We start from the raw sequence: 13,324 nt of genomic DNA, 5'->3' as shown, positions 1-13,324 counted from the left end.
GCAGTACCGCGGCCCCTCCGCACGTGTGCGGAGGGGCCGCGGCAGGGGCGTCAGCGGTGAATGCCGCCGTAGGGAGGCGCGCCGTACGGGGGCGCGCCCTGTGCGGGGACACCGGCGGCCTCGGCCAGTGCCGGGCCCAGGTCCTCCGTCCGGATGCGCCGGTCGACGTAGAGCAGGCCGGTCACCAGCTGCGGGAACGTCGTCGAGATGATCTGGCTCACCAGCTGGCCCAGCAGGGTCGCGACCAGATAGCCGCTCATCGCGACCATCACGGCTGCGGGACTGGGGTCGTCGTCCAGCGACGCGGTCCCGATCATGCCGGGGAAGATGCCGAGGACCGAGAACGGCATCTGGATGACGTAGCCGGCCACGCCCGCCATCAGGCCGGCGAGCAGGGTGATGCCGAAGATCCGCCACCAGTCGCCGCGCACCAGCTGGGACGAGCGGCGCAGTGCGGCGATCGGCCGGCGGCCCTCGAAGACCACGGCGGCCGGTGCCAGGCAGACCTTTATCCAGAGCCAGACCGCCAGCGGCCCGGTCACCAGGACGCCGACCACGCCCAGCGTGATGGCGGCGGTGGCACCCCCGCCGCTGTCCATGGTGACGAGGCCGATGATCGCCCCGGTGAAGACGGTCATGAGGAGCAGCACGGGCACGATCGCGACGAGGGCCGTGAGGATCAGGGTGCCGATCACGGGGAAGAGGTGCGCCCAGGCCTTGTGCCACACCGCTGAGAAGGGGACGGGCCTGCCCAGGACGGCGTCCTGCAGCACGGCGGGTACCGCCGCGTACATCAGGCCGGAGACGACCGCCATGGTGACGACGCCCAGCAGGACGAGGACGCATCCCGCGATCACGAGGGGAACGACGTCCGCGGACGAGGCGCTCTCGTCGTAGTCGAGGGAGACCACCCGCTCCAGGTGGGCGGAGACGGCGGAGTAGGCGACGACGACCGCCGCGGTCATCAGGAGCGCCGCGCCGCCGTAGAGGGCGGCGGCCAGGCCGAACAGCTGCTTCCAGTACCTGCCCATGGTCGAGAACGCCCCGCCCAGCACGTCCCCCAGGCGCAGCGGGGCGAGCGGTATCACCCCCGGCTTTGGCGGCGGGACCCAGCCGCCCCATCCCGGAGGCCCCCCGTAAGGGCTCCCGCCGTACGACGCGCCCCCGTAGGCGCCCCCGCCCCACCCTGCGTCCTGCGCCACTACCGCTCCGTCTGTTCGTATCGTCCGGTTGTCATCCGGTCCTACCGGTGCGGACACCGTAACGTCCCGGGCCGCCCGGGAATCCCGTCCTGGCCGGTCACGATATGGACGCGCGCGTTGTGTACGCCTGTACGCAACGTTGTGTACGCTTGTACGCATGGGATACGGAATGCTCGCCGCGGCCATCGCCGCGGAGGTGGCCGGGACGACGGCCATGAAGTACAGCGAGGGGTTCACCCGGCTGTGGCCTTCGCTCGTCACCGTCGTGGGTTACGTCGTGGCCTTCGCGCTGCTCGCGCAGACCCTCAAGACGCTCTCGATCGGCACCGCCTACGCCATCTGGGCAGGGGCGGGCACGGCTGCCGTCGCCGCCATCGGGATCCTCTGGATGGGCGAGTCCGCGGGCCTCGTCAAGCTGACCGGCATCGCACTGGTCATCGCAGGGGTCGTGGTCCTCAATCTCGGGGGAGCCCACTGATGGTCCGTCGGTACGATCCCGAGCGGCGCGAGCGCATCATCGACGCGGCGATCCGCGTCGTCGCGGACCGGGGCATCGGGGCGCTCAGCCACCGCACCGTGGCCGCGGAGGCCGACGTCCCGCTCGGCTCGACCACGTACCACTTCGCCTCGCTCGACGAACTGCTCGTCGCCGCGCTGCGCCGCTGCAACGAGAGCTTCGCCCGGACGGTGCGGGAGAGCCCGTACTTCGCCGATCCCTCGGTCCCGCTCGCCGACGAGCTGACCCGGCTGCTGGGGGAGTGGTTCGCGAAGGGGCGCGGGCCGCTGGCGCTGGAGTACGAGCTGTACCTCGCGGCCCTGCGCCGGCCCGCGCTCCAGCCGGTCGCCGCCGAGTGGGCCGACGCCCTGGCCGTGCTCATCGCCGACCGCACCGACCGTGCCACCGCCCGGGCGCTCACCGCGCTGCTGGACGGGATCAGCCTCCAGGTGCTGCTCACCGGGGCCGAGTTCGACCCGGCGTACACCAGGGAGATGCTGGCCAGGGTCGCCGGCGGGGCGGGTCGCTGAGGCCGGTCAGGCGGTGCCCCGGCGGACGGCTGCCGGTGCGGCCCGCACGCTCGCCTCGATGTCCGTGACCGGGTACAGCGCCTCGACGACCGTCCGGTCCCGGTCCAGCACCAGCGTCAGCCGCTTCAGCCGGGTGACGCCGCCCGCGCGGAACGTCGGCAGGCGCAGCGCCGCCGTCAGTGCCAGCCCGGCGTCGGAGAGCAGCGGGAAGCGCAGCTCCTCCTTGTCGGCGAACGCCCGCTGCTCGTCGGGACGCTGGGTGGACACGCCGTGCACGGTCGCGCCGGCCGCTGTGAACCCGGCCGGCTGGTCCCGGTAGGTGCACGATTCGAGAGTGCAGCCACTCGCTCTCGGGATCCCGGCCCAGCCCGGCGGGCAGGCGTCCTTGCGGGCGTACGCGCCGGGGAAGCAGTACAGGACGGTGTACGGGGTGCCGGCGACGGGATCGCCGGGCCTCCGGTCCGAACTCCGGGCCGGACCCGCCGTGGCGGTCCTGCTCGCCGCGATCGTCTGCGTCGGCCTCGTCTACCGCCAGCAGTACTCCACCCTGCCCGTCTTCCTCGCCGACCACGGTCACGGCACCCCGTTCTACGGCTGGCTCATCGCGGCGACGGAGGGGGCATCCTTTGCCTCGAACTCCCCGTCGCGCACGCGCCGCGACGACGGGCACCGCTGCCCGTCGTCGGGACCGGACTCCTCCTCGTGGGTCTCGGGTACGCGGCGCTCATCCCGGGGGCGGGTGTGCTCTTCGCCGTCACGATGATGGTCTCGCTGACCATGGGCGAGATCCTCTGCAGGACCACTGCCACCGCCTACGTCGCCGACGGGGCGCCCGCCCACGCGCAGGGGCGGTTCCAGAGTCTGTACGCGGGGGCGTCGATCAGCGGCCAGGTCCTCGCCCCGCCCCTCGGCGGCGCACTGTACGCCGCCGCACCCGCCCTGCTCCCGCCCCTGTGCGCGGTCCTCGCCGGCGCGGCGGGAGTTGCCGTACTGGCGGCGCGAAGGCCGCGTGGGCCCTTGCCGCGGGAGGAGGACGACGAGCGGTGTGCGGCGCCCCCCCCCGGGCCGGCCGGGGGCGGACACGCTCCGGGAACTGAGACCGGTTCGCCCGCGCGGGCCTCGGGCGGTTAGGTTCTGTCCATGACCGACACGACTTCCCAGGGCTCCGCCCGCACCACCGGCGCCGTCGCCGCCGGCCTCGCCACCATCGCCGGTGACGGCACCGTCCTCGACACCTGGTTCCCCGCCCCCGAGCTCACCGCCGAGCCCGGACCGGCCGGTACGCAGCGCCTGAGCCCCGACGAGGCGGTGAACCGCCTCGGTGAGGGCGCGGCCAAGGCCATCGGTGTGGACGCGCGCCGGGGTGTGGAGGTCGTCGCCGTGTCCACGGTCATCTCCTCGCTGGACGACAAGCCGCTCGACGCGCACGACGCCTACCTGCGGCTGCACCTGCTCTCGCACCGCCTCGTCCAGCCCCACGGCCAGAACCTCGACGGCGTCTTCGGCCTCCTCGCCAACGTCGCCTGGACCTCACTGGGTCCCGTCGCCGTCGACGACCTGGAGAAGGTCCGGCTCAACGCCCGCGCCGAGGGTCTGCACCTCCAGGTCACCTCCGTGGACAAGTTCCCCCGGATGACGGACTACGTAGCGCCCAAGGGCGTGCGTATCGCGGACGCCGACCGGGTCCGCCTCGGCGCCCACCTGGCCTCGGGCACGACCGTGATGCACGAGGGCTTCGTCAACTTCAACGCGGGCACCCTCGGCACGTCCATGGTCGAGGGCCGCATCTCCGCGGGTGTCGTCGTGGGTGACGGCTCCGACATCGGCGGCGGCGCGTCCACCATGGGCACGCTCTCCGGCGGTGGCAAGGAGCGCATCGTCATCGGGCAGCGCTGCCTGATCGGTGCCGAGGCCGGCGTGGGCATCGCGCTCGGCGACGAGTGCGTCGTCGAGGCCGGGCTCTACGTCACGGCCGGCACCCGGGTCACCCTGCCGGACGGACAGGTCGTCAAGGCCCGGGAGCTCTCCGGTGCCTCGAACATCCTCTTCCGCCGCAACTCGGTCTCCGGCGCCGTGGAGGCCCGCCCGAACAACGCGGTCTGGGGCGGGCTCAACGACGTACTGCACAGCAACGACTAGCCCGTAGCGGCGAGGAGTTCCTCGTACAGCGCACGCAGCCCGTCGGTCGCCTCGCGGCCGGCGGGCTGCAGCGGTTCACGGACCGGGCCGGCGTCCAGCAGCGCCTTCGCCGTGACGGTGCCGGGCAGGCCGGAGGACATCATCGCCTCCACCAGGCCGATGGTGAGCCCGTTGAGACGGGCGGCCCCGGCCGTGTCACCGGCGTCGAACGCGTCCAGCACCGCCCGCATCTGACGCGGCGCCGCGTTGGCGACCGTACTGACGTAGCCGGACCCGCCGAGCGCGTACAGCGGGAGGTTCAGCTCCTCGCAGCCCGAGTAGTAGGCCAGCGAGGTCCGCGCCATCACCTTGGTGGCCGCGAGCAGGTCGTACGAACAGTCCTTGACCGCCAGGACCCTCGGGTGCTCCGCCAGGCGGAGCAGGGTCGCCGGTTCGATCCTCGTGCCGGTGCGGCCCGGGATGTCGTACAGCATCAGCCCGAGGCCCGTCGCCTCCGCGACCCGGAGGAAGTGCGCCTCCACCGCGGCCTGCGGGGGACGGCTGTAGTAGGGGGTCACCACCAGCAGCCCGTCGGCGCCCGCGGCCTCGGCCTCCCGCGCCAGCCGGACCGTGTGCCGGGTGTCGGAACTGCCGACACCCGCGACCAGTGGGACCGAGCCGCCGACCGCCTCCCGGACCGCCCGCACCAGCGCCGTCTTCTCCTCGTCCGTCGTGGTCGGCGACTCGCCCGTGGTCCCGCTGAGCACGAGGCCGTCGCAGCCGTCCGCGACGAGACCGGCGGCATGGCGGCGTGCGGCGTCCAGGTCCAGCTCACCGCCGGCGGTGAACGGTGTGATCATGGCGCAGAGGGCGCGGCCGAAGGGCCCGGCCGTGTGGGATGTCATCTCCGCAGTCTCGGTGCACGGTGCGCGCCGGTCCACTTAGATCTGCTCCGGGTGAGGGGCAAGAGACGCTGAACGGTGGACGGCCGCCCCTCCGTCCGCGCGCTGGGGGACGACGGCGAGCACGTTCCCGGCACCGTGAACCCGGGCGGGTCCATGTCCGGCAACGACGAGGAGCCGGAGGAGTTCGTGCCGAAACCCGGTGGGAGCGTCACGTCGGCGCCGCCCGGGTCTCCACCCAGGAGGGCGGAGACCTCACCGAGGGGACGCCCCGGAGATCGCCGCGGCCCCGGACACCGGCGCGCGGGTCTCCCCGCTGGAGGGCCACGGCGTGCGCCTGATGGGCGAGCAGAACGCGACGGCCCGGCCCGCGGGGAAGGCCGGATGAACCGCCTTGACCTCAAGCGTGGTCGATGTACGAGGGTGGCGATCGCAGGCGCACCGCGTGGGTGTGCCCGGAGAGGATCCCGCCATGCCGTCCGTACACTTCGGCTCCGTTCCGGACCCGGCCCGTTCCGACGCCGGACTCGTCAAGGTCAGCACCTGGGACACCGGTACGCCGGAGCGGCAGCGCCGCACGGTCGACGCCGTCCGCGAGGCGTGGGGCAGCCGTGAGTGGCCGCACGCCGGGCTCCTGTCGTACACCGTGTACACCGGGGAGGACGAGAGGACGCTGCTGCACTACTCGCAGTGGACCTCCGAGGACGCCTACCAGCACTTCGTGCGGACCGGCCGTGACGCGCGCAACACGGACATCGACGCCGCCGTCCCCGGCATCGAGCGGCTGGGCCTGGACACCTTCGAGCTGTACCGCTCCGGGACCCGGAAGGGCGGATCCCCTGAGCCGGGCTGCGTCGTGACCGTCGACATCCGGTTCGACGGGCCGGACCCCGCGCGCCAACGGGGCTGGGTGGACACGGTGTTCGAGGCACTCGGCAGCGACCCGGCACCCGCGCCCGGGGGGATCTCGGCCCACTTCCACCTCAGCACGGACGGCACGAGGGTGCTCAACTACGCCGAGTGGGAGACCGCGCGGGCCCATGCCGACGCCCTCGCCGCGGCCGGCGACGGCGTCGGATCACCGACACCGCAGTGGCGACGCGTCCGCGACCACACCGGCGTGAGGAGCAGCACCGTGCGCCGCTGGACGCCCGCGCTCAGCATCGGGGCGGGCAAGCGGTAGAACCGGGCGGCAGGGGACGAATTGCGTCTACGCTGGGGCTGCGGCCATGCACCCGTACGTACCGGGACGGCCCCCGCACACAGCCCGCGCACGCCCCGAGGAGAACCCCCTGATGTCCGCAGAGCGCCCCTCCCTGCCGCCGGTGCGGCTGCACACCGAGGCCGAGCTGGCACGGGACGCGCTGGCCGCTCCGCTGCTCGCCCGCGCCGCCCGCCTCGCCCGCTGGGCGGGCCCCGAGACCCGGGTCGGCGCAGGCGGCGAACTGGTCGACGCGCAACTGCCCGCCGCCGCACGGCACCTGGGGCTCGCCGACGATGAGGACGGCGCCGCCTCCGCGAGCGAGGCATGGCGTCTGGCCGTCGACACGGGGCTCGTCGACGTCGAGGACCCGCAGGACGCCGAGGAGGCCGAGGGGGAGGACGCGGAGGGCACCGCGACGGCCGGCGCGAACCTGGCCCTGCTGACCTCCGGATCTCCCGCCGACGTCCTCGCGATCTGGCTCGACGGCCTGGAAGCCGTGCACGCGGACGCGACCGCCCCCGCCTTCGACGACTTCGCCGACCTCATCGGGGAGGACGGCAGCGTCGACTTCGACGCCCTGGACTGGGACCCGGAGGAGGAAGCCGAATTCCTCGACGGGGTGCTCGGCAACCTCTACCTGCTGACCCTCTCGGAGGCCGGGCCCGCCGACGCCCCCGTGCCGCTTCCCGCGCTCGCCGCGTCCGTCGTGGTGCCCGATGACATGGGCGAGCCCACCGACGACATCCTGGAACAGGTGTCGGAGGCCATGATGCGGCTGGACGACCAGTTCCGGGTGCTCGAACCCATCGGGATCGTCGAATACCGGCCGGTGGACGAGACGTTGCTGACCGAGGAGGGCGAGGAGGCGGCACCCCCCGCCGACGACGAGGACGTCACCCGCTACGGCATGGTGAAGCTGACCCCCCTCGGCCTCTACGGCATCCGGGAGCGGATGCTGGAGGCCGGCGTGGACGCGCCCGCTGTCGGTGACCTCGCGGGCAAGGGGGCCGACGTCCTCCTCGACGGCATCGCCCACTACCCCGAGGAAGCGGCGCGCACCGAGGTCGGGCTGTGGCTCGGACTCCGTGGCACGGACGGGGCGGAGGCCGCCGCGGCGGAACTCCTCGGTGCGGCACGCGGGGCCGACCGGCGGGCGCCGCTGCGCAGGCTCCACTGCCAGCAGGCCCTGGCCCTGGTCGGGCCCGAGGCCGAGCCCGCGGTACGCACCGTGCTGGGCGACCCCGAGCTCGGCGGGCTGGCGCGGGTCTGGCTCGCGGAGCGCGGCGCGGCGGACGTGCCGGCCCCGCCGGAGTCGATGGTCTTCTGGCTCGCGGTGGACACGATCGCGGCTCAGCTGGACGCCGACGGCGACCTCGACGAGCTCCAGGAACTGGTCGAGGGGCTCTCCGGTCAGCACAGCGGCTTCTTCGACGAGGCGTGGCGGGTGGATCACCCCGCGACGGGCGAGGTGCTCGAAGCCGTGGGCCGCCTGCACCGGGACCGGAAGATCGCGAAGGACGCCCGCAAGGCCGCCTTCAAGGCCCGCTCCCGCTCGAAGAGCTGAGCCGCGACGGCGCTGACGGTCCGCCTACCGGGAGGCTTTCCGGCCAGACGTAACCGGCCGGGCCGCGTTCGGTGCCCCGATTTGTCATCGAACGCCCCACGGCTTGACGTGAGGGCCCGCTCGACGTCGTACGTCGTTCAACTCCTGTTGGTGTGGGGGAGGGAGCGTGATCGCGCCAACCCACCCGGCCACGCACCACCAGGAGCCCGCGATGGCGATCACCCGCAGGGAATTCAGCAGACAGTCCGCCCTCACCGGTGCCGGTATAGCCCTGACCGGTGCCGTGGGCGCACTGGCCACGGCACCCGGCGCCCTGGCGGCCGACGACGCGCGGCACGGCCACGGGAACGGCCACGGCCACGGCAAGGAGCTGGGGTACGGCCCGCTGCTCCCCGACCCGAAGGGCATCCTCGCGCTGCCCGCCGGATTCTCGTACCGGGTCATCACCCACAGCGGTGTCACCAAGCTGGAGACGGGCGAACCGACCCCCTCCAACCACGACGGCACCGCAGCCTTCGAGGGCGCCCGCGGTGTCACCCTCCTCGTCAACAACCACGAGCTGAGCGGCGTCCGGGCAGGCTGGGAGCACCCGGTGCCGCTCACCGAGGGCCTCGTCTACGACCCGGTCGCGGCGGGCGGCTGCACGGTCGTGGAGACCCGTCGCGACGGACGCACCGCCGAGTGGGTCGGCATCGCGGGTACGTCGACCAACTGCGCGGGCGGCAGCACCGCGTGGGGCACCTGGCTCACCTGCGAGGAGACCGAGGACGAGGCCGGCAAGAACGGTCTCCTCAAGGACCACGGCTACGTCTTCGAGGTCGACCCGTACGACAAGCGGGCCAACCGCGACCCGCGCCCGGTCAAGGCGTTCGGGCGGTACGCCCACGAGGCCGTCGTCATCGACCCGAAGCAGGGCCACGCCTACCTGACCGAGGACGCCTCCGGCCCCAACGGCCTGCTCTACCGCTGGGTGCCGCCGCACGGCTTCAGGCACGGTCGCGGGAAGCTGCGTACCCTCGCCGACGACGCCGGTGTCCTCCAGGCCACGAAGTGCTTCGACCGGAACGGCGCGTTCGTCGACGACCTGTCCCGTGCCACCGCGGTCGGCACGGTCTACGGCGTGGACTGGGTGGACGTGCCCGACCGGGACGCGAGGACCGTCTCCGTGCGCAAGCAGTTCACCGACGGCCAGGTCACCCGTGCCCGCAAGCTCGAAGGCATGTGGTGGAGCGACGGCGGCGCCTACATCGTCTCCTCGTTCGCCCGTGCCGAGAGCCCCGTGGCCCACGACGGCCAGGTCTGGTTCTACGACCCCAAGCGCCGCACGCTGACCCTGAAGGTCCTGCTCGGCGTCAACGCCGACCCGTCCGTGGACGGCGCCCTCGACGGCCCGGACAACATCACCGTCTCGCCCTACGGCGGTCTGGTCATCGCCGAGGACGGCGAAGGCATCCAGCACCTCTTCGGCGCCACGGACAGCGGCCGCACCTATCCGATCGCGCGCAACGAGCTGAACGGTGGCACGGAGGAGGACCCCTCCTACAGCGAATTCACCGGGGTCACCTTCTCGCCGGACGGAAAGACGCTCTTCGCCAATATCCAGACCCCGGGCATCATGCTCGCCATCACGGGCCCGTGGAAGCGTCAGCACGACAAGCACTGACGCCCTGAACACAGCGCTGTGCGCGAGGAAAACTCCCTCGCGCACAGCACACCCCTTCTCCTAAGGTCATGGACATGCACCTCCCGGTGCGAAGGCAGCGGCTACTTCCTTTCCCGAAATCCGCCGCAGCCGTCCTGACCTCGGGAGACACAAGCGCCGGGGTGCCCGGTGCGCAGGCGACGGATACTTCTACGGATCTGAGGGTTGCGGGTTCGAATCCCGCCCGGCCACGGCCGGTAGCTCAATCGGGTAGAGCATCGGACAAGCACCGTCGCCGACTCCTGATCTCGGGCACCCCTTCCCCGCTGCGTCCCTCGCCCTGAATTCGGGGGAATTCACATGGCACGCTTCAACACCCGTCCCACCCGACCTCATGTCACCTCGCCCGTGCGGTCGACCGGGCGCACCGCGCCGAACCACCAGGGCGCCGTGGGACACCTCCGGGACAGCCGCTCCGAGCTCTTTCTGCTCGCGGTCGCGAACTTCGTGTCCCAGGAGACCTTCCACGAGGACACCGAGGAACGCGACACCCGCTTCGCCACGCTGGTGCGGACGCTCGCGGTCGAGGACCCCGAGTGGACCGCGGGGCTGCTGAGCTGGCTGCGCCGTGAGGGGCGGATGCGCACCGCGTCCGTCGTCGGGGCCGCCGAGTACGTGAGGGCACGGCTGGAGGCGGGCGCGGTGGACGGCCCGTCCAACCGGCAGGTCGTGGACTCCGTGCTGCTGCGCCCCGACGAGCCGGGTGAGCTGCTCGGGTACTGGACCTCGCGGTACGGCCGCGCGGTGCCCAAGCCGATCAAGCGGGGGATCGCCGACGCCGTCCGCCGCCTCTACAGCGGCAGGGCCCTGCTGAAGTACGACACCGCGTCCAAGGGCTACCGCTTCGGCGACGTCCTCAACCTGGTGCACGCCGCGCCCGACCCCGGCAAGCCGTGGCAGGGAGATCTCTTCCAGTACGCCCTGGACCGCAGGCACCACCCCGAGGACGCGGTGCCGCCCGGGTCGAACCGGACGCTCACCGCCCACCGGGCACTGATGGCGGTGCCGGTCACCGAGCGGCGCGCGGTGGTCACCGGGCCGGACGGGGCTGACCGGCTGGCCGCCGCGGGCATGACCTGGGAGGCGCTGGCGGGCTGGCTCCAGGGGCCGATGGACGCCGCGGCCTGGGAGGCCGTGATCCCGTCCATGGGTGCGATGGCGCTCGTCCGCAACCTGCGCAACTTCGACGAGGCGGGGGTCTCGGACGAGGTCGCGGCCGGTGTCGCGGCGCGGATCAGCGACCCGGACGCCGTCGCCGCCTCGCGGCAGTTCCCCTTCCGCTACCTCGCCGCGTACCAGCACGCGCCGTCGCTGCGGTGGGCCTACCCGCTGGAGCAGGCGCTCGGGCACTCGCTGGCGAACGTTCCCGCGCTGCCCGGCCGCACCCTGATCCTGGTCGACCGCTCCGGTTCGATGTGGTCGCCGCTCTCGGACCGGTCCCTGCTGAACCGCGCCGACGCGGCCGCCGTCTTCGGCGCGGCGCTGGCGCTGCGGGCCGCAGACGCCGATCTGGTGGAGTTCGGCACGGGCAGCGCGGCGGTGCCGTACCGCCGGAGTGAGTCCGTACTGCGGATCCTCGACCGCTTCGGCAGTCTCGGCGGCACCCAAACTGTGCAGGCGGTGCGCAAGCACTTCCGCGCGCACGACCGGGTGCTGATCGTCACGGACGAGCAGGCGTCGTTCACCCATTACGGCGACGCCACCGAGGGCATCCCGCCGACCGTGCCCGTATACACCTGGAACCTCGCCGGCTACCGGGTCGGGCACGCGCCGTCGGGAAGCGAGAACCGCCACACCTTCGGGGGTCTTTCCGACGCCGCGTTCCGCATGGTGCCCCTGGTGGAAGCGGGCAGGAGCGCCGACTGGCCCTGGAACCGCTGATTACGAATCCGGCACTACTGCCCCCTCCGGAGCGGTCGGGCATGGCGTCGGGCGCTTACAGGGCGCATACTCGACCGTAATGAAACAGTCAGCCGGTTCCCGGCGTCACCTGCCTTCCAGTCCCTTCAACCGCCCGGCCCAGGCGGCCCCACCGGTCGAATGCTTCGATGTGGGCGACAGGGTGTCGCACGACCAGTTCGGACTCGGGCGAGTCCTTGCTGTCGAGGGCGACAACGACGCAGTGCTCATCGACTTCTCGGGGCGACAGGGGAGGATCCTGAGCCCGTATTCCAAGCTGACCAAGCTCTGAGAGAGCGGACGAGCACGTACAGCGTCCCACCGGAGACTCTCCGGATCCGGGGCACCTGAGGGGAGACCCGTCGGGTGCCCCGGAAGCCGTTCCGGGGGCGGTTTCCGGCGGCCGGGAGGCGTGTCCGGCGCGATCCCCTACAGGGCCTTCGCGGCGGGCTTGACCATGCCGCGAACGGTCCGAGACTTCACGAACTCGCCCATTCCGGTCATCTCCCACTCGCCGGAGAACTGCTTGATCAGCTTGGCCATCATCACGCCCGTCTGCGGCTCCGCTCCGGTCAGGTCGAAGCGGACCAGCTCCTCGCCGGTGGCCGCGTCGATCAGCCGGCAGTAGGCCTTGGCGACCTCGGTGAACTTCTGCCCGGTGAACGAGTTGACCGTGAAGACCAGGCCGGTCGCGTCGGCGGGGATCCGGCCGAGGTCCACGACGATCACCTCGTCGTCGCCCGCGCCCTCACCCGTGAGGTTGTCGCCGGAGTGCTTGATCGCGCCGTTGAGGATGGAGAGCTTGCCGAAGTAGCAGCTGTCCAGGTGATTGCGGTTGGGGCCGAAGGCGATCACCGAGGCGTCGAGGTCGATGTCCTTGCCGCGGAACGCGGGCTCCCAGCCGAGGCCCATCTTGACCTGCGAGAGCAGCGGCCTGCCGCCCTTGACCAGGGAGACCGTCTGGTTCTTCTGGAGGCTGACCCGGCCCTTGTCGAGGTTGATCTTGCCGGAGCCGGCGGGCGCGGGCGGTGCCGGCGGCGCGGGCGGCGAGACGGGCGCCGGCGGAGCGATCCGGGGGTCCACGGGTGCGGCGGCCGGGGGAGCGGGCGGTGCGACGGGTGCTGCCACCGGGGCGGGCGCCGCCGCCGCGGCGGGCTCCTCCACCGAGACGCCGAAGTCCGTGGCGATGCCGGCCAGCCCGTTCGCATAGCCCTGGCCGACCGCTCGGGCCTTCCAGGCGCCGTTGCGCAGGTAGATCTCGATGACCACCAGCGCCGTCTCGCCCCCCAGCTGCGGCGGGGTGAACGTGGCGAGCGCGCTGCCGTCGTCCGCGTCGCGCACGGTGGCGGTCGGCTCGACGCCCTGGAAGGTCTGGCCCGCGGCGTCGGGGCTCGCGGTGACCACGATCTTCTCGATGCCCGGGGGGACCGCCGTGGTGTCCACGACGATCGCGTCGGGCGCGGAGCCGCCGCCCGAGCGGTAGGTCACGCCGGGGCCCGAGGGCTGGTTGTAGAAGATGAAGTCGTCGTCGGAGCGCACCTTGCCGTCGGCGGTGAGCAGCAGGCCCGAGACGTCGAGCCGCACGGGGGCGGCGACGTCCACCGCCACGCGGACGGCGGAGAGAGGGATGTTCGAGCCGGGGGTCATTGCGGTCATGCACGGGGTAACGAACGACCCCTCTTTGCCGTTCCCTTACCTTCGGGCGGG

At 72.5% G+C, this 13,324-nt stretch carries 11 protein-coding genes and 2 pseudogenes; 9 read left to right on the top strand and 4 right to left on the bottom strand.

What is annotated here, in order from left to right; translation table 11 throughout:
• Positions 1 to 50: 50 nt before the first annotated feature.
• Positions 51 to 1,202, bottom strand: a complete 1,152-nt coding sequence (locus ACFUNE_RS25965; RefSeq protein WP_383572717.1) for a hypothetical protein — start codon at positions 1,200 to 1,202, stop codon at positions 51 to 53.
• 157 nt (positions 1,203 to 1,359) lie between these two features.
• Between ACFUNE_RS25965 and ACFUNE_RS25960 the strand changes: the two genes are divergently transcribed.
• Positions 1,360 to 1,680: a DMT family transporter gene (locus ACFUNE_RS25960; protein WP_383572714.1), complete on the top strand. Its 321-nt coding sequence runs from the start codon at positions 1,360 to 1,362 to the stop codon at positions 1,678 to 1,680.
• The gene (locus tag ACFUNE_RS25955) at positions 1,680 to 2,228 is read left to right on the top strand and encodes a TetR/AcrR family transcriptional regulator (protein ID WP_383572711.1); all 549 of its coding nucleotides are present in this window, start codon (positions 1,680 to 1,682) and stop codon (positions 2,226 to 2,228) included. Before ACFUNE_RS25960 ends, ACFUNE_RS25955 begins: the two co-directional genes overlap by 1 nt.
• A gap of 6 nt (positions 2,229 to 2,234) precedes the next feature.
• Here the strand turns inward: ACFUNE_RS25955 and ACFUNE_RS25950 are convergent.
• Positions 2,235 to 2,693: pseudogene (locus ACFUNE_RS25950) on the bottom strand (peroxiredoxin); the annotation flags it as partial.
• Here ACFUNE_RS25950 and ACFUNE_RS25945 point away from each other — a divergent pair.
• Together ACFUNE_RS25945 and dapD are read left to right on the top strand one after the other, a co-directional pair.
• A pseudogene (locus ACFUNE_RS25945) lies at positions 2,662 to 3,359 on the top strand (MFS transporter); the annotation flags it as partial. The pseudogenes ACFUNE_RS25950 and ACFUNE_RS25945 overlap by 32 nt on opposite strands.
• A gap of 9 nt (positions 3,360 to 3,368) precedes the next feature.
• Entirely contained in the window at positions 3,369 to 4,367 is a 999-nt protein-coding gene (gene dapD, locus ACFUNE_RS25940) for a 2,3,4,5-tetrahydropyridine-2,6-dicarboxylate N-succinyltransferase (protein ID WP_383572708.1), read from the top strand.
• On the opposite strand, the gene dapA is transcribed toward dapD, so the two are convergent.
• The gene (dapA, locus tag ACFUNE_RS25935; RefSeq protein WP_383572705.1) at positions 4,364 to 5,251 is read right to left on the bottom strand and encodes a 4-hydroxy-tetrahydrodipicolinate synthase; all 888 of its coding nucleotides are present in this window, start codon (positions 5,249 to 5,251) and stop codon (positions 4,364 to 4,366) included. The genes dapD and dapA overlap by 4 nt on opposite strands.
• A gap of 469 nt (positions 5,252 to 5,720) precedes the next feature.
• On the opposite strand from dapA, the gene ACFUNE_RS25930 reads away from it, so the two are divergent.
• From ACFUNE_RS25930 to ACFUNE_RS25910, 5 genes are all read left to right on the top strand, one after another.
• On the top strand, positions 5,721 to 6,431 hold the full coding sequence (locus tag ACFUNE_RS25930) for an antibiotic biosynthesis monooxygenase (RefSeq protein WP_383572702.1): 711 nt from the start codon (positions 5,721 to 5,723) through the stop codon (positions 6,429 to 6,431).
• Positions 6,432 to 6,543: 112 nt separating this feature from the next.
• The gene (locus ACFUNE_RS25925; RefSeq protein ID WP_383572699.1) at positions 6,544 to 8,016 is read left to right on the top strand and encodes a hypothetical protein; all 1,473 of its coding nucleotides are present in this window, start codon (positions 6,544 to 6,546) and stop codon (positions 8,014 to 8,016) included.
• 211 nt (positions 8,017 to 8,227) lie between these two features.
• The gene (locus ACFUNE_RS25920; RefSeq protein ID WP_383572955.1) at positions 8,228 to 9,679 is read left to right on the top strand and encodes an alkaline phosphatase PhoX; all 1,452 of its coding nucleotides are present in this window, start codon (positions 8,228 to 8,230) and stop codon (positions 9,677 to 9,679) included.
• 339 nt (positions 9,680 to 10,018) lie between these two features.
• Positions 10,019 to 11,599 carry a TROVE domain-containing protein gene (locus tag ACFUNE_RS25915; protein WP_383572696.1) on the top strand — a complete coding sequence of 527 codons (1,581 nt, stop codon included), beginning with the start codon at positions 10,019 to 10,021 and terminating at the stop codon, positions 11,597 to 11,599.
• A gap of 79 nt (positions 11,600 to 11,678) precedes the next feature.
• The gene (locus ACFUNE_RS25910; protein WP_014156926.1) at positions 11,679 to 11,909 is read left to right on the top strand and encodes a hypothetical protein; all 231 of its coding nucleotides are present in this window, start codon (positions 11,679 to 11,681) and stop codon (positions 11,907 to 11,909) included.
• Positions 11,910 to 12,046: 137 nt separating this feature from the next.
• On the opposite strand, the gene ACFUNE_RS25905 is transcribed toward ACFUNE_RS25910, so the two are convergent.
• Positions 12,047 to 13,273, bottom strand: coding sequence for a TerD family protein (locus ACFUNE_RS25905; RefSeq protein WP_383572693.1), 1,227 nt, complete (start codon positions 13,271 to 13,273; stop codon positions 12,047 to 12,049).
• Positions 13,274 to 13,324: the final 51 nt, after the last annotated feature.

The organism is Streptomyces sp. NPDC057287, assembly GCF_042667905.1.
In the GTDB taxonomy this organism is placed as follows: Bacteria; Actinomycetota; Actinomycetes; order Streptomycetales; family Streptomycetaceae; genus Streptomyces.
Note: the sequence above shows the minus strand (reverse complement) of the source record. Positions and strands in the feature narration are given on the sequence as shown.

Excerpts from the sequence above, each read along its gene's own strand:
- ACFUNE_RS25960 (WP_383572714.1), top strand. The coding sequence starts at position 1,360 with ATGGGATACGGAATGCTCGCCGCGGCCATCGCCGCGGAGGTGGCCGGG.
- ACFUNE_RS25955 (WP_383572711.1), top strand. The coding sequence starts at position 1,680 with ATGGTCCGTCGGTACGATCCCGAGCGGCGCGAGCGCATCATCGACGCG.
- dapD (WP_383572708.1), top strand. The coding sequence starts at position 3,369 with ATGACCGACACGACTTCCCAGGGCTCCGCCCGCACCACCGGCGCCGTC.
- dapA (WP_383572705.1), bottom strand. The coding sequence starts at position 5,251 with ATGACATCCCACACGGCCGGGCCCTTCGGCCGCGCCCTCTGCGCCATG.
- ACFUNE_RS25930 (WP_383572702.1), top strand. The coding sequence starts at position 5,721 with ATGCCGTCCGTACACTTCGGCTCCGTTCCGGACCCGGCCCGTTCCGAC.
- ACFUNE_RS25925 (WP_383572699.1), top strand. The coding sequence starts at position 6,544 with ATGTCCGCAGAGCGCCCCTCCCTGCCGCCGGTGCGGCTGCACACCGAG.
- ACFUNE_RS25920 (WP_383572955.1), top strand. The coding sequence starts at position 8,228 with ATGGCGATCACCCGCAGGGAATTCAGCAGACAGTCCGCCCTCACCGGT.
- ACFUNE_RS25915 (WP_383572696.1), top strand. The coding sequence starts at position 10,019 with ATGGCACGCTTCAACACCCGTCCCACCCGACCTCATGTCACCTCGCCC.
- ACFUNE_RS25910 (WP_014156926.1), top strand. The coding sequence starts at position 11,679 with ATGAAACAGTCAGCCGGTTCCCGGCGTCACCTGCCTTCCAGTCCCTTC.
- ACFUNE_RS25905 (WP_383572693.1), bottom strand. The coding sequence starts at position 13,273 with ATGACCGCAATGACCCCCGGCTCGAACATCCCTCTCTCCGCCGTCCGC.